This is a genomic window from Pseudomonas sp. CCNWLW23, from assembly GCF_037095675.1.
Lineage (GTDB): Bacteria > Pseudomonadota > Gammaproteobacteria > Pseudomonadales > Pseudomonadaceae > Aquipseudomonas > Aquipseudomonas atacamensis.
On record NZ_JBAWKM010000023.1, the window covers coordinates 1 to 20,729 of the forward strand.

General features: G+C 60.2%; 22 protein-coding genes. 7 read left to right on the top strand and 15 right to left on the bottom strand.

Annotation, left to right across the window (positions count from 1 at the left end; genetic code table 11):
* Positions 1-60 precede the first annotated feature (60 nt).
* From msrQ to V8J63_RS23450, 6 genes are all read right to left on the bottom strand, one after another.
* Positions 61-684 (bottom strand): protein-methionine-sulfoxide reductase heme-binding subunit MsrQ, encoded by a 624-nt coding sequence (gene msrQ, locus V8J63_RS23425; RefSeq protein WP_130928038.1) that lies wholly within the window; start codon positions 682-684, stop codon positions 61-63.
* A complete protein-coding gene (gene msrP / locus V8J63_RS23430) occupies positions 684-1,697 on the bottom strand; it encodes a protein-methionine-sulfoxide reductase catalytic subunit MsrP (RefSeq protein WP_024014317.1) in 1,014 nt (337 codons plus the stop codon). Before msrP ends, msrQ begins: the two co-directional genes overlap by 1 nt.
* Before the next feature lie 63 nt (positions 1,698-1,760).
* A complete protein-coding gene (pssA, locus tag V8J63_RS23435; RefSeq protein ID WP_016773182.1) occupies positions 1,761-2,618 on the bottom strand; it encodes a CDP-diacylglycerol--serine O-phosphatidyltransferase in 858 nt (285 codons plus the stop codon).
* A gap of 148 nt (positions 2,619-2,766) precedes the next feature.
* On the bottom strand, positions 2,767-3,783 hold the full coding sequence (gene ilvC / locus V8J63_RS23440) for a ketol-acid reductoisomerase (protein WP_003228216.1): 1,017 nt from the start codon (positions 3,781-3,783) through the stop codon (positions 2,767-2,769).
* Positions 3,784-3,829: 46 nt separating this feature from the next.
* Complete coding sequence (gene ilvN, locus V8J63_RS23445) at positions 3,830-4,321, bottom strand: acetolactate synthase small subunit (RefSeq protein ID WP_003176102.1); 492 nt, start codon at positions 4,319-4,321, stop codon at positions 3,830-3,832.
* Positions 4,322-4,323: 2 nt separating this feature from the next.
* Positions 4,324-6,048, bottom strand: a complete 1,725-nt coding sequence (locus V8J63_RS23450) for an acetolactate synthase 3 large subunit (protein ID WP_039761986.1) — start codon at positions 6,046-6,048, stop codon at positions 4,324-4,326.
* 399 nt (positions 6,049-6,447) lie between these two features.
* On the opposite strand from V8J63_RS23450, the gene V8J63_RS23455 reads away from it, so the two are divergent.
* Positions 6,448-6,864, top strand: coding sequence for a DUF4124 domain-containing protein (locus tag V8J63_RS23455; protein WP_223631255.1), 417 nt, complete (start codon positions 6,448-6,450; stop codon positions 6,862-6,864).
* A 22-nt stretch (positions 6,865-6,886) separates the two neighbouring features.
* On the opposite strand, the gene V8J63_RS23460 is transcribed toward V8J63_RS23455, so the two are convergent.
* From V8J63_RS23460 to mrcB, 3 genes are read right to left on the bottom strand one after another with little or no spacing between them, the layout of a single operon-like run.
* Positions 6,887-7,222, bottom strand: a complete 336-nt coding sequence (locus tag V8J63_RS23460) for a YqcC family protein (RefSeq protein ID WP_016773180.1) — start codon at positions 7,220-7,222, stop codon at positions 6,887-6,889.
* Positions 7,222-7,971, bottom strand: a complete 750-nt coding sequence (locus tag V8J63_RS23465; protein WP_016773179.1) for a tetratricopeptide repeat protein — start codon at positions 7,969-7,971, stop codon at positions 7,222-7,224. The genes V8J63_RS23460 and V8J63_RS23465 overlap by 1 nt, the downstream gene beginning before the upstream one ends.
* A gap of 16 nt (positions 7,972-7,987) precedes the next feature.
* Positions 7,988-10,312 (bottom strand): penicillin-binding protein 1B, encoded by a 2,325-nt coding sequence (mrcB, locus tag V8J63_RS23470; protein ID WP_073475436.1) that lies wholly within the window; start codon positions 10,310-10,312, stop codon positions 7,988-7,990.
* 116 nt (positions 10,313-10,428) lie between these two features.
* Between mrcB and V8J63_RS23475 the strand changes: the two genes are divergently transcribed.
* The 4 genes from V8J63_RS23475 to V8J63_RS23490 all read left to right on the top strand — a co-directional run bounded on the left by V8J63_RS23475 (position 10,429) and on the right by V8J63_RS23490 (position 13,792).
* Positions 10,429-11,985 carry a bifunctional aminoglycoside phosphotransferase/ATP-binding protein gene (locus V8J63_RS23475; RefSeq protein ID WP_110603205.1) on the top strand — a complete coding sequence of 519 codons (1,557 nt, stop codon included), beginning with the start codon at positions 10,429-10,431 and terminating at the stop codon, positions 11,983-11,985.
* Positions 11,986-12,076: 91 nt separating this feature from the next.
* On the top strand, positions 12,077-12,421 hold the full coding sequence (locus V8J63_RS23480) for a pentapeptide repeat-containing protein (RefSeq protein WP_039761605.1): 345 nt from the start codon (positions 12,077-12,079) through the stop codon (positions 12,419-12,421).
* A gap of 288 nt (positions 12,422-12,709) precedes the next feature.
* A complete protein-coding gene (locus tag V8J63_RS23485) occupies positions 12,710-12,982 on the top strand; it encodes a TfoX/Sxy family protein (RefSeq protein WP_016773175.1) in 273 nt (90 codons plus the stop codon).
* Positions 12,983-12,997: 15 nt separating this feature from the next.
* On the top strand, positions 12,998-13,792 hold the full coding sequence (locus tag V8J63_RS23490; RefSeq protein WP_130888614.1) for a Crp/Fnr family transcriptional regulator: 795 nt from the start codon (positions 12,998-13,000) through the stop codon (positions 13,790-13,792).
* Between the two features lie 231 nt (positions 13,793-14,023).
* Here the strand turns inward: V8J63_RS23490 and V8J63_RS23495 are convergent, their stop codons facing one another.
* From V8J63_RS23495 to V8J63_RS23510, 4 genes are read right to left on the bottom strand one after another with little or no spacing between them, the layout of a single operon-like run.
* The gene (locus V8J63_RS23495; protein ID WP_130888613.1) at positions 14,024-14,872 is read right to left on the bottom strand and encodes a ChaN family lipoprotein; all 849 of its coding nucleotides are present in this window, start codon (positions 14,870-14,872) and stop codon (positions 14,024-14,026) included.
* A gap of 19 nt (positions 14,873-14,891) precedes the next feature.
* Positions 14,892-15,659 carry a heme ABC transporter ATP-binding protein gene (locus V8J63_RS23500; protein ID WP_130902756.1) on the bottom strand — a complete coding sequence of 256 codons (768 nt, stop codon included), beginning with the start codon at positions 15,657-15,659 and terminating at the stop codon, positions 14,892-14,894.
* The gene (locus tag V8J63_RS23505; RefSeq protein ID WP_167333571.1) at positions 15,659-16,642 is read right to left on the bottom strand and encodes a FecCD family ABC transporter permease; all 984 of its coding nucleotides are present in this window, start codon (positions 16,640-16,642) and stop codon (positions 15,659-15,661) included. The genes V8J63_RS23500 and V8J63_RS23505 overlap by 1 nt, the downstream gene beginning before the upstream one ends.
* A 50-nt stretch (positions 16,643-16,692) precedes the next feature.
* The gene (locus V8J63_RS23510) at positions 16,693-17,565 is read right to left on the bottom strand and encodes a heme/hemin ABC transporter substrate-binding protein (protein WP_336464687.1); all 873 of its coding nucleotides are present in this window, start codon (positions 17,563-17,565) and stop codon (positions 16,693-16,695) included.
* 163 nt (positions 17,566-17,728) lie between these two features.
* On the opposite strand from V8J63_RS23510, the gene V8J63_RS23515 reads away from it, so the two are divergent.
* Positions 17,729-18,046 carry a Rieske (2Fe-2S) protein gene (locus V8J63_RS23515; RefSeq protein ID WP_336464688.1) on the top strand — a complete coding sequence of 106 codons (318 nt, stop codon included), beginning with the start codon at positions 17,729-17,731 and terminating at the stop codon, positions 18,044-18,046.
* Here the strand turns inward: V8J63_RS23515 and sfsA are convergent.
* On the bottom strand, positions 18,043-18,756 hold the full coding sequence (sfsA, locus tag V8J63_RS23520; protein WP_024014329.1) for a DNA/RNA nuclease SfsA: 714 nt from the start codon (positions 18,754-18,756) through the stop codon (positions 18,043-18,045). The two genes, V8J63_RS23515 and sfsA, sit on opposite strands and share 4 nt — an antisense overlap.
* Positions 18,756-19,925, bottom strand: coding sequence for a pyridoxal phosphate-dependent aminotransferase (locus V8J63_RS23525; protein ID WP_336464689.1), 1,170 nt, complete (start codon positions 19,923-19,925; stop codon positions 18,756-18,758). The genes sfsA and V8J63_RS23525 overlap by 1 nt, the downstream gene beginning before the upstream one ends.
* Positions 19,926-20,257: 332 nt before the next feature.
* On the opposite strand from V8J63_RS23525, the gene dksA reads away from it, so the two are divergent.
* The gene (gene dksA, locus V8J63_RS23530; RefSeq protein ID WP_016773167.1) at positions 20,258-20,701 is read left to right on the top strand and encodes an RNA polymerase-binding protein DksA; all 444 of its coding nucleotides are present in this window, start codon (positions 20,258-20,260) and stop codon (positions 20,699-20,701) included.
* Positions 20,702-20,729 lie beyond the last annotated feature (28 nt).

Genomic DNA, 20,729 nt, shown 5'->3' on the forward strand with positions numbered 1-20,729 from the left:
CCGTTTCGACTGCGCCGGAAGTGGGGCGAATTATAGACCTCTGGAATCTGCCGTCAACCGTTAATTTCGCTTTTCTTGCAGATTCTGCTTTTTACCCAGTAAACGCGGGATTCGCTTCGTCACCGGCGGCAGACGAAGCAGCAAAAGCACGCCACCTATAAAGGCATAAATCGCCCACTCCTCCAGATCAGCCCGGACGATCCACAGCATATGTAGCAAACCCAGCCCCAAAATCAGGTAAACCAAACGATGCAGCTTCTTCCAGCGAGCGCCCAAACGACGCTGACTATAACGATTGGACGTCACCGCCAGTATCAGCAATCCGAGAAAGCCCAGCGCACCAACAATAATGTAAGGCCGCTTGCGCAGCTCAACGCCCAACTGTGACCAATCGAACCCGAGGATAAACGCCATATAGCTGAACAGATGCAGCGTCACATAAGCAAAACACCAAAGCCCTAACTGCCGGCGCACTGCAATCCACCCCGCCCAGCCACTCAGCTTTTGCAACGGCGTCATGCTCAGCGTAATCAACAGCAACACCAGCGTGCCAAGCCCGAGACGATCAACCAGCACCTTGCCCGGATCAGGCCCGAGCAGATCGGCGAACGCTTGATAGAACCACAGCAATGGCCAGACCGCCGCAGCAATGAAAACGCCCACTCGCCAGAACGGATAACGCATCAGTAGTTCTTCCGCAGATCGAGCCCTGTATATAAAGAAGCGACTTCATCCGAGTAGCCGTTGAACATCTGCGTGTCGCGCACATTCGGTTTGAACAGGCTGTTCGGCAAGCGCCGCTCGCGCGCCTGGGTCCAGCGTGGATGGTCGACGGTAGGATTCACATTCGCGTAGAAGCCGTACTCATCGGCAGCAATGCTTTGCCAGGTGGTCTTCGGCTGCTCGCTGACCAGACTGATGCGCACAATGGATTTCACGCTTTTGAAGCCGTACTTCCAGGGCACCACCAGACGCAAAGGCGCGCCGTTCTGGTTCGGCAGTTCGCGTCCATACATGCCCACCGCCAGGATCGCCAAAGGATTCATCGCCTCATCGAGACGCAGGCCTTCGACATACGGCCAGTCGATCAAGGCAAAACCGGAACGCTGGCCGGGCATGCTCTTGGGATCCTGCAAGGTTTCGAAGCGGATGTACTTCGCTTTGGAAGTCGGTTCGACCTGCTTGAGCAAGGCCGAGATGGGAAAGCCGATCCAGGGAATGACCATCGACCACGCCTCGACGCAGCGCAGACGATAAATACGCTCCTCCAACTGATACGGTTTCATGAAGTCTTCCAGCGCATAACGCCCCGGCTTACCCACCTCCCCGTCAATCACCACGCTCCAGGGTTCGGTTTTCAGGTCGCCAGCGTTCCTCGCGGGATCGCCCTTGCCGGTACCGAACTCATAAAAGTTGTTGTAGTTCGTCGCGTCTTTATAAGGCGTGATCGCCTCGTCCTTGACGTTGACCGCCCCCCATTGAGTAGAAGGAAGCTTTTCGGCAAACCAGGCCGGAGCCTTGCCGGATTCGACATCAGAGTAGCGAGGGGCATCAGCGGCACTGGCCCAGCGTGGCAGGCTGCTCACGGCAATACCGGCAGCAGTGGCGCCGAGCAATTGGCGGCGGGAGAGATAAATGGCTTCAGGCGTGACATCCGACTCATGGCAGTCGGATGCTTTGGGGATCTTGATCAACATGACAACTCCGCAGCTTTGGAGGACAGGTGCACCCATAGACTGCGGAGTATGCGGGAAATTACATCACTCGGCGTTTTTGTGACGACGAAGACGCAACAGATATTGCACCGGACCGGACGCCGCATAGGCGAGGAACACCAGCAGCAGAATGCGCGGCGGATCGCTGAACACGACAGCGAATACCAGCACCACCGCGAGGATCGCCACGAACGGCACGCGACCTTTGAGATCCAGCTCCTTGAAGCTGTTGTACTTGATGTTGCTGACCATCAGCATGCCGGCCGCCGCCACCATCAAGGCCACCAGGAACGACATCTTCGAACCTTGGATGCCGTAATCGCTGAACGCCCAGACAATACCGGCCACCACACCTGCCGCCGCCGGGCTGGCCAGACCGATGAAGTAGCGTTTGTCCGCCGTGCCGACCTGGGTGTTGAAACGCGCCAGACGCAACGCCGCACCCGCTACATATATGAAGGCGACCATCCAGCCGACCTTGCCCATGTCTCCCAGCGCCCAGCCGAAGGCCAGCAATGCCGGCGCAACACCGAAGGCGACCATGTCCGACAGCGAGTCGTACTCGGCGCCGAAGGCACTTTGCGTATTGGTCATGCGCGCCACGCGACCGTCGAGGCCGTCGAGCACCATCGCGACGAAAATCGCGATCGCAGCGAAGGCGAAGTACTTGCTCGCATTCACCGAGTCGCCGGCGCTCAACGCGGCCTGGGCGCTCATCGAGTTGATGATGGAATAGAAGCCTGCGAACAGGTTGGCAGTAGTGAACAGGTTCGGCAGCAGATAGATACCACGATGCCGGACTTTACGACCTTCAGCGTCGTGCCCTTCTTCGATGTGTTCATCGATGGGCAGCAGGCTTTCGGCGTCGGAAGCCTTGTTCGGCTCTTCGGGACGTTCGCTCATGGACATTACCTTGCAACGGTTTGGAAAAAATTCGACAGAGGCTTGAGGACGACAGTTCGGCCACAAACGATGCAGCTTTATACCAGAAGCACCGGCCCAAACGAAAAAACGCGGCCGAGGCCGCGTTTTTCGTACAAGGAACGACGACTCAGTTCTTGGCTTTGTCGACGATCTTGTTGGCACCGATCCACGGCATCATGGAGCGCAGTTGCTCGCCGATGATTTCGATGCCGTGAGCGGCGTTGTTACGACGCTTGGCGGTCATCGAAGGGTAGCCGGTTGCGCCTTCGCTGATGAACATTTTGGCGTATTCGCCGTCCTGAATACGTTTCAGGGCGTTGCGCATGGCCTGACGGGATTCGGCGTTGATCACTTCCGGGCCAGTCACGTACTCGCCGTATTCGGCGTTGTTGGAGATCGAGTAGTTCATGTTGGCGATACCGCCTTCGTACATGAGGTCAACGATCAGCTTCAGTTCGTGCAGGCACTCGAAGTAGGCCATTTCCGGCGCGTAGCCAGCTTCAACCAGAGTTTCGAAACCGGCTTTCACCAGTTCAACGGTACCGCCACACAGAACGGCTTGTTCGCCGAACAGGTCGGTTTCGGTCTCGTCCTTGAAGGTGGTTTCGATGATGCCGGTACGACCGCCACCAACGCCAGCGGCGTAGGACAGTGCGACGTTCTTGGCGTTGCCCGAGGCGTCCTGGTAGATCGCGATCAGGTCAGGGATACCGCCGCCTTTGACGAACTCGGAACGCACGGTGTGGCCCGGGGCTTTCGGCGCGATCATGATTACGTCGAGGTCGGCACGCGGAACAACCTGGTTGTAGTGAATCGCGAAGCCGTGGGAGAAGGCCAGAGTGGCGCCTTTCTTGATGTTCGGCTCGATTTCGTTCTTGTACAGCGAGGACTGGAACTCGTCCGGGGTCAGGATCATGACCAGGTCGGCAGCGGCAACAGCGGAAGCAACGTCGGTCACTTTCAGGCCGTGAGCTTCGGCTTTGGCAACGGTGGCCGAACCTTTACGCAGACCGACGGTAACGTCGACACCGGAGTCTTTGAGGTTGCACGCTTGAGCGTGGCCCTGGGAGCCGTAACCGATGATGGCAACTTTCTTGCCCTGGATGATCGACAGGTCGCAGTCTTTATCGTAGAAAACTTTCATGAATTTCCCCTTATATCCGGCCGTTCAGGCCATGCGCTAATTTGGTTTAGATGCTGAGTACTTTGTCGCCGCGAGCAATGCCGGTCACGCCGCTACGGACGGTTTCCAGAATCGATGCGGTGCCGATGGACTGAATGAAGCTGTCGAGCTTGTCGCTGGTACCGGTCAATTGAACGGTATACACGCTGGCGCTAACGTCGACGATCTGTCCACGGTAGATATCGGTGGTGCGTTTGATCTCGGCGCGCTGAGCGCCAGTGGCCTTGACCTTGACCAGCATCAGTTCACGCTCGATGTGAGCGCTTTCCGACAGGTCCACCAGCTTGACCACTTCGATCAGCTTGTTCAGGTTTTTGGTGATCTGCTCGATCACTTCATCGTGGCCCACGGTGGTCAGCGTCAGACGCGACAGGGTCGGGTCTTCGGTCGGGGCCACGGTCAGGCTTTCGATGTTGTAGTTGCGCTGCGAGAACAGGCCGACTACGCGAGAGAGAGCGCCGGGTTCGTTTTCCAGAAGCAGGGAAATAATGTGCCGCATGATTAAGTACGCTCCGTCTTGCTCAGCCACATATCGCGCATGGAGCCGTCTTTGATCTGCATCGGGTAGACGTGCTCGCTGGTGTCGACCGCAACATCGATGATCACCAGGCGATCCTTCATGGCGAACGCTTCGGCCATCTTCGACTTCAAGTCTTTCGATTCGGTGATGCGTACGCCAACATGGCCGTAGGCTTCAGCCAGCTTGATGAAGTCCGGCAGCGATTCCATGTAGGAGTGCGAGTGACGGCTGCCGTAGCTCATGTCCTGCCACTGGCGAACCATGCCCAGCACACCGTTGTTGAGGATGACGATCTTCACCGGCAAGCCGTATTGCAGGCAGGTCGACAGCTCCTGGATGTTCATCTGGATACTGCCTTCGCCGGTGACGCAGGCAACGTCGTCGTCCGGGAAGCTCAGTTTGATGCCCATCGCGGCTGGCAGACCGAAGCCCATCGTGCCCAGACCACCGGAGTTGATCCAGCGGTTCGGCTTGTTGAACGTGTAGTACTGCGCGGCAAACATCTGGTGCTGACCAACGTCGGAGGTCACAAAGGCGTCGCCCTTGGTCACTTCGCAGAGGGTTTCGATCACGGTCTGCGGCTTGATCTTGCTGCCGTCGCCCTTTTCATAAGGGAACAGGCCGCGATCACCGCGCCATTCATCCACCTGCTTCCACCAGCTCGCTACGGACTCCTTGTTCGGGGTCTCGCCGATTTCCTTGAGAATCGCGACCATTTCGGTCAGGACGCTCTCGACCGGACCCACGATTGGCACGTCGGCCTTGATGGTCTTGGAAATCGACGCCGGGTCGATGTCGATGTGGATGATCTTGGCGTTCGGGCAGAATTTCGCCGGGCCGTTGATCACCCGATCGTCGAAGCGTGCGCCCACTGCGAGGATCACGTCGGCATGGTGCATCGCCAGGTTCGCGGTGTAGCTGCCGTGCATACCCAGCATGCCGATGAACTGACGGTCAGTGCCAGGGAATGCGCCCAGACCCATCAAGGTGTTGGTCACCGGCAGGTTGAGCATTTTTGCCAGTTCGGTCAGTTGCGCGGAGCCATTGCCGAGAATCACGCCGCCGCCGGAGTACAGCACCGGGCGCTTGGCCGCCAACAACATTTCGGCTGCTTTGCGGATCTGCCCGGAGTGACCGCGAACGGCCGGGCTGTAGGAGCGCAGCTTGGCTTTTTTCGGAAAAACGTATTCGAACTTTTCGGCCGGGTTGGTCATGTCTTTCGGGATGTCGACAACAACCGGGCCCGGACGACCGGATTGCGCCAGGTAGAAGGCCTTCTTCATGACTTCCGGGATTTCCGAAGCGTGCTTGATCATGAAGCTGTGCTTCACGATCGGCCGGGAGATACCGATCATGTCGGTTTCCTGGAACGCGTCGGTGCCGACCATGGTGCTTGGCACCTGACCGGAAATGATCACCATCGGAATCGAGTCCATATAGGCGGTGGCAATACCGGTGATGGCGTTTGTGGCGCCTGGACCGGATGTCACCAATACCACGCCGGCTTTACCGGTGGCACGGGCGTAGCCGTCAGCCATATGGGTAGCCGCTTGTTCGTGACGAACCAGGATGTGGGTCACTTCCGGTTCTTTGAACAGGGCATCGTAAACATGCAGGAGAGCACCACCCGGGTACCCGTAGATATATTTGACGCCTTCGTCACGCAAAAAGCGGACGAGCATCTCACCGCCAGATAAAAGCTCCACGTTGTTCACCTCTAAAACGCCAGAATACCGTCCACAAAAAAGGGGCGGGTCTTAATAGGTTTACTTCTCGGCAGAGCATGAGCGACGGTGGTCGCCGACTACGTCAGCACTGACTGAGCAAGTATTGGGATCGTCCCAAGTGTTGCGGGCCTTTCCCACCCAGCGCGAGGTAACGCGTTGCGGGTGTAACAGGTCGGCGCGGATGTGCGCCTCATGATCTACCGAGTGGGTCTGCTTCTGGCAGTCCCTCTACAGCGGACTTTGGATTCTTCTGTTTCGCCCTCTGCAAGTCAAGTCGTCTGTGTGGTTAATTGTGGGTAAGCACATGAGAACGCAAGAAAAAACCTGAAAAGCGCTACTCTGTTAGCGTCAATTGCGCATTTTTGCCAAGGAATCAGCATGCGAACGCTCCTCCTCACTCTACTGATCGGCCTCAGCCCATGGTGCTCGGCCGCTCAAATCTACAAATGGGTCGACGCCCAAGGCGTCACGCATTTCGATGCGCAGCCTCCGCAGGACCAACCGTCGACGACCGTACACACACCCTCCTCACCCGCGCCGAAAGCTGCGCCGATGCCGGGCGGCGGCGTACTTGGCGATCAGAAAGCCATTGATGCCAAGGTGAAGAAACAGGTCGCCGAGCAGCAGGCGCAGCTCAAGGCGTTTTGCGAACAGGCACGCACGAACCTGGCGCAACTGCAGAACAATCCACGTTTGCGTGAGGAGGTCGAGGGGGATGTGCGCAGGCTCGACGATACACAGCGTCAGGAACGCATCGTCGAAGCGAAGAAGCAGATTGCCGAGAACTGCCAGTAGGCCTGGCAGTTCCCAGTTTAGTTCAGCGGGATGCAGTGATCAGCAGGTCAAACTCTTTGAGCAGCACCTGCAACTGCCGATCCTTTCCGCCAAGGTTGCGCTGGGCAAAGACCATTTCCGCCATTTCCTGAATGCCCGAGGCGTTCGGCAGCGGCAGATCCTGTTCGAGGATCATCTTCATGCGCGGCAGGAAGATCCATTGCAGCCATTGCTCGAAGTCCAGCGTGTCGACCGAAAACGGCTCGACACTGCTTAGCGCTTCGGCGGACGGCTCAACCTCATCCCACCAACCCTGGGTACGCAGCTCGCGTTCGATCAGCAACAGCTGATCGGCGATTTTCGGGAAGCGCACGTCCATTACAGGGAAACCTTGGCCTTCTGACGGGCCAGTGCGGCGCCGGCGGAATCGCCTTGCTTCTCACGAGACTGAGCGATGATTTCCCACAGGCTGGCTTGCAGGTCCGGACGACCGTTGGCCATGGTCAGCGCACGACGGGCAAATTGCTCGGCTTGCGGCGCATCGCCTTGGGCCATACGTACTTGCGCCAAACGGTAAAGCACTTGTGGCTCACGCGGGGCGACACGTTGCGCCCGCTCCAGGCTGGAAGAAGCACCGTTGAGGTCGCCACCGGCCTGTTGCTGTTGCGCGGTGGTCAGCAAGGCGAGTACCGGACCGTCCAGTTGCTCATCCGCCGACAGACCGCCGCCACTGCTGGCCGAAGGAATGCCACTTGGCGTCGACGGCATGCTGTAGCTGCCGGAGTTGATCGGCGCCGACTCAACCGCCGATGGATTGTAAGGCCCCGACGTGATGCCTCCGGATGCCGGCCCCGGGACGATCGGCGAAGAGCTGATCGGTGTCGACACCGCAGCACCACCACCCGGCACCATCACCACTACGCCGGTATCGCCTTGCGGAATCGCCTGAGTCTGGCCCTGCACCGGGCGCTTGACCGTGGTCTGGCGGAAACCGCCATTGGCGCCGATGCGCTCGCTGTTGGACACGGCGGTGCCCGAATCCACCACAGGAATCGAACCACGCTGTACGGTGGAGCAGCCGCTGAGCAAAGCCACGGCGGTCACCGCTGGAATCAACCACTTGTTCACTTGAAACCCTCTTTGCTTAATTCATCCAGCCTTTGACCCAGTCCATCACCGATTCCGGCGAGGCAGGTGTTTCGCTTGCACACGCGGCGCCGGGTGGCGGTTCGCTGCCGCGAATATACGGCATCTGTACCGCGCCGGGGCAGTTGGCATCCGACCCTTGGCCGGTGCGCGAATCGACCCAGGCCTGCACCACGTTGTCCGGCTGCGGCATGTCCAGCGGCAGCGGATCGGCCTTGCGCATGAAACTGGTCCAGACCTGCAACGCACCGGTGGCCCCGGTGAACGGCGTCTTGCCGTTGTCATCGCGGCCGAGCCAGACCACCGCCAGCAGATCCTGACTGAAACCGGCGAACCAGCTGTCGCGCGAATCGTTACTGGTACCGGTCTTGCCCGCCAGGGTCAGGGTCTTGGGCAGCACGTTATAAACCGAACTGCCGGTACCTTCACGCATCACCCGCTGCATGGCGTTCTGGATCAGGTAAATCGAGGCAGGATCGAAGCGCTGTTCGATCTGGAACGGATAACGCTTGAGCGGCTCGCCCTCGGCGGTCAACACGCTGCGAATGCCGCGCATCGGCGTATTGAAACCACCGTTGGCCAGCGTCTGATACATGGTCGCCACTTCGATCGGCGTCATGCCGCCGGCACCGAGCAGCATCGACGGGAACGCCGGGAATTCACGAGTGACGCCCAGGCGACCCACGGTCTTGAGCACATTCGGCACACCGACTTCCAGGCCCAGACGCGAGGTCGACAGGTTGTAGGAATGCGCCAGGCCCTGATAGAGGAACACCGTACCGTGGGAGCGGCGATCGTAGTTCTGCGGCTTCCACACCTGACCGTTGGCGCCCTTGACCGACAGCGGATCGTCCGACAGCCAACTGGTCAGCGTGTACTGGCTCGGCTTCTCGAGCGCGGTCAGATACACCGCCGGTTTGATCAAAGAACCAATCGGGCGCACCGCATCCAGTGCACGGTTGAACCCGGCGTAGCTGGCCTGACGGCTGCCGATCATCGCCTGGACTTCACCGGTTTCCGGGTTGGTCACGACCATCGCCGCTTCGACGTCATCCGAGCCCTTGCGCCCGGCCAGCCGCTTGAACGTGTCATTGACCGAGGCTTCGGCTTTCATCTGCAGAATCGGGTCGAAACTGGTAAAGATGCGCAGGCCTTCTTCGGTCAAGTCTTCGTCGCGGTAGTCTTCGCGCAACTGACGTTTGACCAGATCGATGAAGCCCGGGAACGAGCTGTCGGCGAGCTTGCCGCGAGTCGTCACGCCGAGCGGCATTTTCTTCGCCGCTTCGACCTGCTCGGCGGTTGCCACGCCTTGCTGCGCCAGCACGTCGAGGACCAGATTACGCCGCTCCAGCGCGCGTTCCGGGTTGCGACGCGGGTTGTAGTAGGACGGCCCCTTGACCATGCCGACCAGCAACGCCACTTGATGCAGTTTCAGTTCGGACAAAGGCTGGCCGAAGAAGAACTGGCTGGCCAGACCGAAACCGTGCACCGCACGCTGACCGTCCTGGCCGACAAAGACTTCGTTGAGGTAGGCCTCAAGGATTTCCTTCTTGTCGTAATGCAGTTCGAGCAGCAACGCCATCATCGCTTCGGTGAGCTTGCGGGTCAGGCTGCGTTCGCTGGTCAGGTAGAAGTTCTTCACCAACTGCTGGGTCAGCGTACTGCCGCCCTGGGTCATCTTGCCGCCGGAGGTGTTGATCCACACGGCGCGGGCGATCGATTTCGGCGACACACCCCAGTGACTGTAGAAGTCGCGGTCTTCCACAGCGATCAAGGTTTCGAGCAGGTACGGCGGCACCTGATCGAGTTTGATCAGGATGCGGTCTTCAAGATTTTTCGGGTAAATGCCGCCGATCATCAGCGGCTCGAGGCGCACCACCGACAGTTTCGAACCGTTGGTCGAGGACAGTTCGGCGACGTAGTCGCCGGAGAAGCGCACACGCACCGGCTGCGGCTTTTCCAGACCTTCATAGAACTGGAAGCCACGGGTGTTCAGGTCAACCGTATTGCCGCTGACGGCTGCGGCGCCGGGGCCATTGCTCACGGCTTCGCGGCGATAGCCGAGGGCATCGAGTTCGGTGAGGAAATCGTCCTTGCTGAGCTTCTGTCCGACGAACAGCTCAAGCGGGCGCGCGTACACCTTGGCCGGGATGGTCCAGCGTTTGCCGGAGAACTTCTCCTGCACCACGGCATCGAGGTAAACGGCGAAGCCGGCCAGCACTACAAGGCCGACCAGGCTGAGTTTAATGGCCCAGCTCAACCATGGGCTGAGGCCCTTGGCTGGTGGTTTTTTCTTGGTACGGGGGGATCGGGATCGAGTCATGGCGGCGGATTATACGCACTTTATCGATCCTCAACAGGCACGCGCGGAGGTTTGCGTCAGGCGGGCAAGCAGCCATAATGGCCGCCTCGAATTCCCCCGCCTCTGAAGGATCGCCCGTGAGCCAGTCCCTGATCGCTGCCCTGCAAAACCCGGCCCTCTACCCGCATCCCGTCGAAGGATTTCAGGTCATCGAAACCCACATTTCGTGGGTGATTCTCACCGGCCCCTTTGCCTATAAAGTGAAGAAGCCGGTGAATTTCGGCTTCCTCGACTTCACCAGCCTCGACGCACGTGCGCATTTCTGCGCTGAAGAGCTGCGTCTGAACCAGCGTCTGACCGCTGATTTGTATCTGGACGTGTTGCCAATCACCGGCAGCGTCGAGGCACCGCAATTGGGCGGCGACGGCCCGGCTATCGAATACGTGCTGAAAATGCGCCAGTTCCCCCAGAGCGGGTTGCTCAGCACCCTGCAAGCCAATGGCGAATTGACCACTCAGCACATTGATGCGTTGGCCGAGCAGATCGCCCATTTCCATCTCAACGCCCCGAAAGTCCCGGCCGAACACGACGCCGGCACGCCGGACAGCGTGATGGCACCGGTCGCGCAAAACTTCGAGCAGATCCTGCCGTTCCTCAGCGACAAGAACGATTTGCTGCAACTTGAGGCCCTGAAAGCCTGGGCCGAAAGCAGCTTCGAGCGCCTCAAGCCACTGTTCGCCCAGCGCAAGGCGCAAGGTTTCACCCGTGAATGCCACGGCGACATCCATTTGGGCAACGCCACGGTCATCGACGGCAACGTGGTGATCTTCGACTGCATCGAGTTCAACGAGCCGTTCCGTTTCACTGACGTCTGGGCCGACACCGGTTTCCTCGCGATGGATCTGGAAGACCGTGGCCTGAAGTCACTGGCACGTCGCCTCGTCAGCCAGTATCTGGAACTGACCGGCGACTATCAGGGCCTGGAAGTGCTGAACTTCTATAAAGCCTACCGCGCGCTGGTGCGGGCCAAGGTGGCGTTGTTCAGCATGCCGGCGGAAGCGACTGCGGTGCAGCGCGCCACCACCCTGCGCCAGTACCGCAACTACGCCAACCTGGCGGAAAGCTACAGCACCATTCCTTCGCGCTTCATGGCCATTACCCACGGTGTTTCCGCAGTCGGCAAGAGCCATGTGGCCATGCGCCTGGTCGAAGCGCTGGGCGCGATTCGCCTGCGTTCCGATGTCGAGCGCAAGCGCCTGTTTGGTGAGCAGACCGTTGCCAACGATGTGCAGGCCGGCATTTACAGCGCCGATGCCAGCACCGCGACCTATGCGCGCCTGCATGAAATCGCCGAGGTGATCCTGCACGCCGGCTTCCCGGTAGTGATCGACGCGACTTACCTCAAGCGTGAGCAGCGCGACAACGCGGCGAAGATTGCCGAAGCTACTGGCACGCCGTTTTTGATCCTCGACTGCAACGCCCCGCAAGCCGTGATCGAGAGCTGGCTGGCGATGCGTCAAGCCGACCAGAAGGATCCGTCCGACGCCACCCTCGCCGTGATCGAAGCGCAACAGGCCAACCGCGAAGCACTGACGCCGGAAGAAATCCTGCGCAGCAAACGCGTGCAGACCAATGAATCCGGCACGCTGGACACCGTGGTCGCGCAGATCCGTCAGCGCCTGCCGGGTCTGTAAAAAACTATTTCGGCCGTGAAGCCCACGCTCGCTTCACGGCCGGCAAATAGTGGCACTATACTGGCGTCATAAAACCAACAGGTGATCTGACATGAGCCAGCCAAAACTGCTCGACACTCCGCTTTACGCCCTGCTGCACAAAGATGACGTTGCAGGCTTCAACAAGGAACGTCCACAGGATGGCCCGATCGACATGGTCGGCGGCGATTTCCGTGGTCTCGACCTGCGCGAGCTGAACGCCGACGGCGTGGATTTCCGCGATGCGTACTTCCGCTCCGCCGACCTGCGCGGCATCGACTTCCGCAAGGCTTCGCTCGAAGGCGCCAGCCTGGCCCATGCGCAGATTTCCGGGGCGTACTTTCCGCCGGAGCTGAGTGCTGACGAGATTCTGATGTCGATGAATTTCGGCACGCGGTTGCGCTATCGCACCCGCTGAAATCTGGAAATCTTCCTGACGCCACGCCTTTCCCCTGTGGGAGCGAGCCTGCTCGCGAAGGCGTAGTGTCAGCTGATATCGATTGTGTCTGATACGCCCTCTTCGCGAGCAGGCTCGCTCCCACATTGTTAACGCCTAACTCGCTTCCCTCTGCGTTCGCAGCTCCTTTACCCCCCTTTCTTAGAAGCTTTTGCGTCGAATCCGACCAAACAACCACGCTTTTCCTACTGATGGCTACACTGCTGAGAAGCTCGCCCACGCACCATTCGGCCGTCGCAAGGAGGCTTGATGAATGATGAACTGCAACACCTGAAAAATCTTGGCAAGACATCGGCGCAATGGCTGCATGCCGTGGGCATCCACAGCGCCTCGGACTTGCGTCGCCTCGGTGCAGTGGATGCCTACCGGGCCGTGCGTACTCGGGGGTTTCGCGCATCGAAGGTGTTGTTGTATGCGATCGAAGGCGCGTTGATGGACGTGCACTGGAACGACATCCCCGCCGAGCGCAAGGACGCCTTGAACAAACAGCTCGAAGCCATTTCCGCGCGCCATAAGAACTGAACAGGCGCTGACGCCATGTATTTACTGGGGGAACAATCGGCCCACGCCGACGCATTGATCAATCGCTTGCAGAATCTTCCCGGGCAGTGGCTGCAGGATTTGTCACCGTGCGCGCCGGTCATCGAGCTGGAGGCAACGGAAGATCTGTTTGCACAGTTGCCGAGCGATCAATTGTTTCTGCTGAGCGAGGGCGTGGTACATGGCTGCATCGCGGGCCGTGCGCTGTTCTACTGGCAGGAAGGTGATCTGCTCGGCCTGCAACGTGGCGAGCAATGGAGCGACTGCCGCATTTGCAGCGACAGCGCTGTGCGCCTGGTGCCCTATGGGCGCGCTGAGGTTTTGCAGCATTTGTATGCCGACCCTGATCGAGCGGAGCAGTTGCTGAGCTATCTGCTCGGGCAAATGGCGCTGCTCGCCCATGCCGTGGCCGAGCTGAAACCTCGGGAGTTTCGCAGCACCAACGGCTTCAAACGCGTTGAGGCGGGCGCCGTGCTGATTCAACAGGGCGATGCAGCGGATCATGTCTTCGTGATCATCGACGGGCACGCCGAGGCGTTCGTCGACGGGTACAAGGTCGGTGACGTGGCCAAGGACGAGATTTTCGGCGCCATGGCGTTGTTTACCGGCGAGCCGCGCAACGCTTCGGTGGTGACGTCCGAGCCGAGCACGTTGATGTTGATTCCCGGTGATCAATTTTTGAGCATGACCCGCAGCAATCCGAAGATCGCCCATTGCCTGATTGAGGGTATGGCTCGACGCATCGGCCAGTTGAATCGCAGGATCACGCAGTTGACGACGCAGCGCACCTAGCGCAAAGCCCTTTATTCACAGGGCCTCACCACCGCTCGCAAAACTAAATTACAGATTTGCAAAATCAGCGGTTGACGCGGTAATGAGAATCGCTATGATTATCACAACTGGTCGCGAGATCAGTCGATATTCTGAAAAGCCCTTGGTTCGGACTCTCAGATTATCTCCTCATCAGGCTAATCACGGTTATTTGACCCGGTTTTACCGGGTCTTTTTTTGCCCGTAGAAAAGTCATTTAGCGAATTGCTGGCGCATCTGCTCGCAGTAATCCGGCTTCGGCGTGGCCGGCGTGTACCAGACGTAATCGGCCATCGCCGCCGATACCGCAGCGCCCTGCTCGGCCAGCATCAATACGATCGGCGCCTTGCCAGCGCCGATATCCGACAGATGCAGCGGCACGCCGACATCCTTGCGCGCATGCCAGGCACCGGCCAGCAGAATCGAAGGCATCGGCGCCGCCAGCATGCGTTCGGCCATGCGTCGATCACGCTGTTGCTGAATCGCCAGCATTGCTGGCATCTGTGATTCGGGCAGCAGGCCGCAGTGGGATTCACTGATTTGCCCAAGCAAGGTTTTTTTAACCGAAAGCGCATTACTGCGCGGACCGTTCAGAGCAGGTGGATTGCGGTAGAACGCGCGGATTTCGCTGTCATCGAGATTGGCCGCCAGCAGCGGATACGGCTGCGACAGGGCAAAGCGCACGATCGGCCCGTAAAGGTTCCAGTCCCAGCCCTCTTGCCAGGCCAATGCCGCGGGCAGATCTGCCGGAACGGATTTCGACTGGCGTGCCGCATCGACTTTCGCTTGTTGAACCGGCGAGAGCATTTCCAGCAGCAGACTGCCTTGCGCTCGCTGCTCGCCGAGCGACTGCAACAGCCACAACTGTGCGGCATGGTGATCGGCGTTGTCGTGCTGCTCACCGATGATCAAACGCTCAGGCTCAGCCAGACGCGTCAGCAATTGCTGCGCCGTAAGTACCTCGCCGCTGCGCAGATCGCGGATATCAGCGCCCACAGGCGGAGCCGCCACGTGCTGACAGCCCGCGAGCAACACCAGCGCCAACAACCACAATCCACGCATGCGACACCTCGATGATGATTCAGCGGGCGATGATCAGCGGATGCCCACGCTCCGGGTGCGGTTGCACCAAAACCTCCAGGCCGAACACTGCTTTAAGCGTATCCGGACGCAGCACCTGCTGCGGAGTATCCAGCGCAACCGGGCGCCCCTCCTCCAGCAACAGCACACGATCACAATAGCGTGCCGCCAGATTCAGATCATGCAGGATCACCAGCACCGCCGCGCCGCAATCGGCGAACTCGCGCACCGCTTGCAAGGTGGTGTGCTGATGCAGCGGATCGAGCATCGATGTCGGTTCGTCGAGCAATAAGGTTTGCCCGGCCTGGCCCGGCCAGAGTTGCGCCAGCACCCGCGCCAGATGCACGCGCTGACGCTCGCCACCGGACAACGCCAGATAACTGCGCCCACTCAGGTGCCCGGCATCGGCGGCGGCCAGCGCTGCCGCGACGATTTCGTCATCACGTACGCGCCCGGTCTGGTACGGCAAGCGGCCCATGCCGACGACCTCTTCCACGGCGAAGGCAAAATCCAGCGTCGAAACCTGCGGCAACACCGCCAGTCGTTGTGCCCGCTGCGTTCCGCTCCAGTGGCTCAACGTCTGACCATCGAGCGAGACATTGCCGTCGCTGGCGGGCAACTCACCACACAATGCGCCAAGCAACGTACTTTTCCCGGCGCCGTTCGGCCCCAGCACCCCAAGCACCTCGCCGGGTTCGAGCCCGAGCGTAACCCCACTGAGCACTGCTTTGCGGCCACGGCGGACATGCAGATTGTGCGCAGACAACATCAGGCACGCCCTCGCAGCAGCAGATAAAGGAAGAACGGCGCGCCGATAAACGCCGTGACAATGCCGATCGGCAACTCCGCCGGCGCCAGCGCCAGGCGCGCCACCAGATCGGCGAGCAATAACAGGCTCGCACCCGCCAAAACCGAGGCTGGCAACAGAACTTTGTGATCGGGGCCGGCCAGCAGGCGCACCAGATGCGGCACCACCAGCCCGACAAAACCGATCATGCCCGCCGCCGCCACCGCCGCGCCGACACCCAGCGCGGTACAGAACACCAGTTCGCGCTTGAGCCGTTCGACATCGATGCCCAGATGACCGGCCTCGGATTCACCGAGCAACAAGGCATTCAATGCCTTGGCCCGACGCGGCAGCCACAGCGCCACGCCGATGGTGATGATCAGCAGTGGCCACAGCCGCGCGTAACTGGCGCCGTTGAGGCTGCCCAGATTCCAGAAGGTCAGGGTGCGCAGCGTGGCGTCATCGGCCAGATAGGTGAACAGACCGACCGCCGAACTGGCCAGCGCCGTCAGCGCGATACCGGCCAGCAACATGGTGGCGACGTGAGTCTGACCGTTGCGCCGGCCCAGCCGATAGACCAGCGCCGTCACCCCGAGCCCGCCAAGAAACGCACACACCGACAACAGATACGGCCCGAACCACTCCGGCAGGCCGCCGAATAACGAACCACCGACAATCGCAATCGCTGCGCCAAGTGCCGCGCCACTGGACACCCCGACCAGCCCCGGATCGGCCAGCGGATTACGAAACAGGCCCTGCATTGCCACCCCGGACAGCGCCAGCACGCCGCCCACCGCCAAGCCGAGCAAGGTTCGCGGCAGGCGGATCTGGCCGAGAATCAGCTCAGCCTGCTCCAGACCTTGCGGCGCCAACGGCACGCCGATCAGACGCAGCGCCGCGCGCAAGGTATCGAACAGCGGCAGGCTCACCGGCCCCAGCGCCAGCGACAGCCAGATCGCGAGCAGACACAGCAATGTCAGGCCGATAAACAGGCCACGGGGTTTGACCAGTGTGGTCATTGGCCGCCCTTGGCCGGGTAGAAGCCGTCAGTCAGGGTTTGCAAAGCAGCCGGCAACCGTGGCCCGAGGCCGCCAACCAGCAGCGTCGGATCCAGCTCCATCACCCGCCCGCTCTTCGCCGCCCGGCTGGAATTGAGGATGGGGTTTTCCTTGAACAATGCCGCTTTTGCGGCCTCGCCGGTCAGCGCACGGTCGGCAAACACCAGCACTTCGGGATCAAGGCTGGCGAGGGATTCGACAGAAAACGGTTTGTAGCCGGTATGCGTCGCAAGGTTGTGCCCGCCAGCCTGTTGCAGCAACCAATCGGCGGCGGTGTCCTTGCCGGCGATCAACGGCTTGCCGCCGGCGTGCCCAAGCAACAGCAACACGCCCGGAGCTTTCTGCGTGGTCTGCACTTGGGCAACGCGCGCTTTCTGCGCCTGGAGCTGCTGTTGATAACTCTGCAGCAGCTGCGCTGCCTGGCTTTGTGCGCCGAGCAACTGGCCCAGATGAGTGACATTCTTTTCCAATGTCGGCAGATCAGGCTGGGCTGAAAACAACTCGACCTTGACCTTGGCCGCTTTGACTTGCGCCAGAACCGGCGGCGGGCCCATTTCTTCGGTACCGACCAGAATGTCCGGGCGCAGGCTCAAGATGCCTTCGGCCGACAGGCTGCGCTGATAACCAATACTCGGCAGGGCCTGCAACGATTGGGGATGCTGACTAGTGGTGTCGACCCCTACCAGCTTCGACTCACCACCCAACGCGCTGACCCATTCCGACAGCGCGCCGCCAGCGCTGACCCAGCGTTGCGGTAAATCCGCTGCGGTCGCCTGATGGCTGAGAAAAAGGCCGACGCACAGTACGGCAACGCGGGTTTTCAGGCGCATAGCAGCTTCCTTGAACAAGGTTTCCCGGGCATCGGCGCAGCGAGCCAAGTATCCTCGGCAACGGCCAGACTCCCTGTGGGAGAAGGTCGCCATTTGATAATTGTTTGCATTTGAACGTCAAGCTCGGACATATCCAGACACGAGCGGACATTAGAGGATAGCCATGAAGTTTCTCTGCGCCGGCAGTGAGCTGGCCGAAGGTGGCAGTCGCGGTTTCGTTATCGAAGGCAAAAAGCTTTTCGCCGTGCGTCGTGGCGGGCAGGTCTATGCCTACTTCAATCGCTGCCCGCATCGCGGCGTCGGGCTGGAATGGCAGCCCGACCAGTTTCTCGACCCAAGCAACAGCCTGATCCAGTGCGCCACCCATGGTGCACTGTTTTTGATCGAGGACGGCGAATGCGTCGCCGGCCCCTGCGCCGGGCAGTCGCTCACGGCAATTGAATGCCGGGAAGATACACGAGGCGTGTGGGTCGACGTTTAACCGTTTAGCCGCACGTCGAGTCGGCGGTCGATGACCATCTCTTCATGGTCTAGGCGCACGCCATACGCCAACACCTCGACACCGCAGGCGACCGCCTCACGCAGCGCCTCGGCGTAAGCCCAATCGATTTCCTCGGCCGGGCGCACGGCATCGATGCCGGTGAGGTTCACGCAGTACAACTGCACCGCCCGAATACCGTCGCGCGCCAGATGCGCCAGCTCGCGCAGATGTTTGGCGCCGCGCTGGGTCACCGCATCGGGAAACGCCGCCACCGCCGTACCGTCGAAGCCCAAGGTGACGCTTTTCACTTCGACATACGCCGGGCCGCTGGGGTATTCGAGGCGGAAGTCGATGCGGCTTTTTTCCTGTCCGTAGGCAACCTCACGCTTCAACGCGGTAAAGCCGTTCAACTCGGTGATCACACCCGCCTGCAAGGCTTCCTCAACCAAGCCGTTGGCGCGCCCGGTGTTGACGCAAAACAGCCGGCCCTGCGGGGTTTCGCCAATTTCCCAAGTGCCGGGCAATTTGCGTTTCGGGTCATTGGAGCGACTGAACCAGACCTGCCCGCCCTCGACCTGGCAATTGAGCATCGAACCGGTGTTGGGGCAGTGAATGGTCAGCAACTCGCCGCTAACGGTTTCGATATCGGCGAGAAAACGCTTGTATCGGCGAATCAGCCGCGCTTCTTCCAGGGCAGGATAAAAGCGCATCAGCCTTGCCAGCTCTTCAAGCCGCGCGCAATGCGCTCAACCGCTTCCTGTAAACGTGCGAGGTTTTGTGTGTAAGCGAAGCGCACGTGATGGCTGGCCTGATGACGACCGAAATCCAGTCCCGGCGTAAAGGCAACGTGCTCGGTTTCGAGGAAATGTCGGCAGAATGCGAAGGCATCACCGCCGAAACGGCTGATATCGGCGTACAGATAAAACGCACCTTCCGGCTCAACGGCGATGTTGAAACCAAGTTCACGCAGCGCCGGCAGGAGGAAGTCGCGACGGCGCGCAAACTCGGCGCGGCGCTCTTCGAGAATCGCGATGGTGGCTGGCTCGAAACAGGCCAGCGCCGCGTACTGCGCCATGCTCGGCGCACTGATGTAGAGGTTCTGCGCGAGTTTTTCCAGCTCGCTGACCGCCGCGTCCGGCGCGACAAGCCAGCCCAGGCGCCAACCGGTCATGCCGAAATACTTGGAGAAACTGTTGAGGACAAAAGCGTTGTCATCGACTTCCAGCACACTGGCGGCATCAGTGCCGTAGGTCAGGCCGTGGTAGATCTCATCCACCACCAAGTGCCCGTGCCTGGCCTTGATCGCTGTGGATAATCCGCCCAGTTCATCGCGGGTGAGCAAAGTGCCCGTCGGGTTGGCCGGCGAAGCGACGAGGGCGCCGACGCTGTCGTGGTCCCAATGCCGCTCGACCAGATCCGGGGTCAGTTGGTAACGCACCTCCGGCCCGACCGGCACCAGCTGCGCCGCGCCTTCGACCAGCCGCAAGAAATGCCGATTGCACGGGTAGCCCGGGTCGGCGAGCAGCCAGTGTTTACCCGGATCGACCAACAGGGCACTGGCCAGCAACAGCGCGCCGGAGCCGCCCGGCGTGATCAGAATCCGCCGTGGGTCGATATTCAGGCCGTACCGCGATTGGTAGAAACCGGCGATCGCCTCGCGCAGTTCGGGAATGCCACGGGCGGCGGTGTAACGGGTCTTGCCGGCGCTCAACGCAGCTTGTCCGGCGCGGATGATCGGCTCGGCGGTGGTGAAGTCCGGCTCGCCGATTTCCAGATGGATCACGTCGTGGCCTTCGGCCTGCAATTCATTGGCCCGCGCCAGCAGCGCCATCACATGGAACGGTTCGATCGCACGACTGCGCGCACTGTAGGGGCCCATTGGAATGCCTTTGACGGAAAAAAGAGACGATTCTACCTGTCTGCCGGAACGAGCGAGAACCCGTGAAGGTCACAGCCTCAAGAACGCTGGACTGTAACGATCTGAACGTACGCTCCAGGATTGACTAAAATCAGTGATTGAACAGGTCTCCCTTCCCACAGACACGGCTTGTCAGACATCTGCAAGCGCCACCCGCCGGGGGCTCGACATCCGGGAGTAGCGCAGGCTGATTTGATCTGGTAAGTTCGCCCGCTTGCAGCCGCAGGGCCGGCAGGTGTCGGTGATGGAGCAATCCTGCGCAATGGATTACAAGAGTAGAGGCGGTCTATTTCATGTCCACCCAAGCAAAGCAACAGCAGAAAGACACGATCAGCGGCTTCGAACCTTACGTTTCGAAGGCGGGTGAAGAGTACATGGGCGCTCCAATGCGCGCGCACTTCACCAAGATCCTGAACAAGTGGAAACTGGACTTGATGCAGGAAGTCGACCGCACGGTTGATCACATGAAAGACGAAGCGGCCAATTTCCCTGACCCGGCCGACCGTGCCAGCCAGGAAGAAGAGTTCGCCCTCGAACTGCGCGCCCGCGACCGCGAGCGCAAGCTGATCAAGAAAATCGACAAGACGCTGCAACTGATCGAAGACGAAGAGTACGGCTGGTGCGAGTCCTGCGGCATCGAGATCGGCGTCAAGCGCCTCGAAGCCCGCCCGACAGCGGATCTGTGCATCGACTGCAAGACCCTGGCGGAAATCAAGGAAAAGCAGGTCGGCAAGTAATCTCGACCTGAACGAAAAACGGAGCGTG

Bases quoted from the DNA above. Each gene is read 5' to 3' on its own strand.
- msrQ (WP_130928038.1), bottom strand. From the start codon at position 684: ATGCGTTATCCGTTCTGGCGAGTGGGCGTTTTCATTGCTGCGGCGGTC.
- msrP (WP_024014317.1), bottom strand. From the start codon at position 1,697: ATGTTGATCAAGATCCCCAAAGCATCCGACTGCCATGAGTCGGATGTC.
- pssA (WP_016773182.1), bottom strand. From the start codon at position 2,618: ATGAGCGAACGTCCCGAAGAGCCGAACAAGGCTTCCGACGCCGAAAGC.
- ilvC (WP_003228216.1), bottom strand. From the start codon at position 3,783: ATGAAAGTTTTCTACGATAAAGACTGCGACCTGTCGATCATCCAGGGC.
- ilvN (WP_003176102.1), bottom strand. From the start codon at position 4,321: ATGCGGCACATTATTTCCCTGCTTCTGGAAAACGAACCCGGCGCTCTC.
- V8J63_RS23455 (WP_223631255.1), top strand. From the start codon at position 6,448: ATGCGAACGCTCCTCCTCACTCTACTGATCGGCCTCAGCCCATGGTGC.
- V8J63_RS23460 (WP_016773180.1), bottom strand. From the start codon at position 7,222: ATGGACGTGCGCTTCCCGAAAATCGCCGATCAGCTGTTGCTGATCGAA.
- mrcB (WP_073475436.1), bottom strand. From the start codon at position 10,312: ATGACTCGATCCCGATCCCCCCGTACCAAGAAAAAACCACCAGCCAAG.
- V8J63_RS23480 (WP_039761605.1), top strand. From the start codon at position 12,077: ATGAGCCAGCCAAAACTGCTCGACACTCCGCTTTACGCCCTGCTGCAC.
- V8J63_RS23485 (WP_016773175.1), top strand. From the start codon at position 12,710: ATGAATGATGAACTGCAACACCTGAAAAATCTTGGCAAGACATCGGCG.
- V8J63_RS23490 (WP_130888614.1), top strand. From the start codon at position 12,998: ATGTATTTACTGGGGGAACAATCGGCCCACGCCGACGCATTGATCAAT.
- V8J63_RS23495 (WP_130888613.1), bottom strand. From the start codon at position 14,872: ATGCGTGGATTGTGGTTGTTGGCGCTGGTGTTGCTCGCGGGCTGTCAG.
- V8J63_RS23500 (WP_130902756.1), bottom strand. From the start codon at position 15,659: ATGTTGTCTGCGCACAATCTGCATGTCCGCCGTGGCCGCAAAGCAGTG.
- V8J63_RS23510 (WP_336464687.1), bottom strand. From the start codon at position 17,565: ATGCGCCTGAAAACCCGCGTTGCCGTACTGTGCGTCGGCCTTTTTCTC.
- V8J63_RS23515 (WP_336464688.1), top strand. From the start codon at position 17,729: ATGAAGTTTCTCTGCGCCGGCAGTGAGCTGGCCGAAGGTGGCAGTCGC.
- sfsA (WP_024014329.1), bottom strand. From the start codon at position 18,756: ATGCGCTTTTATCCTGCCCTGGAAGAAGCGCGGCTGATTCGCCGATAC.
- V8J63_RS23525 (WP_336464689.1), bottom strand. From the start codon at position 19,925: ATGGGCCCCTACAGTGCGCGCAGTCGTGCGATCGAACCGTTCCATGTG.
- dksA (WP_016773167.1), top strand. From the start codon at position 20,258: ATGTCCACCCAAGCAAAGCAACAGCAGAAAGACACGATCAGCGGCTTC.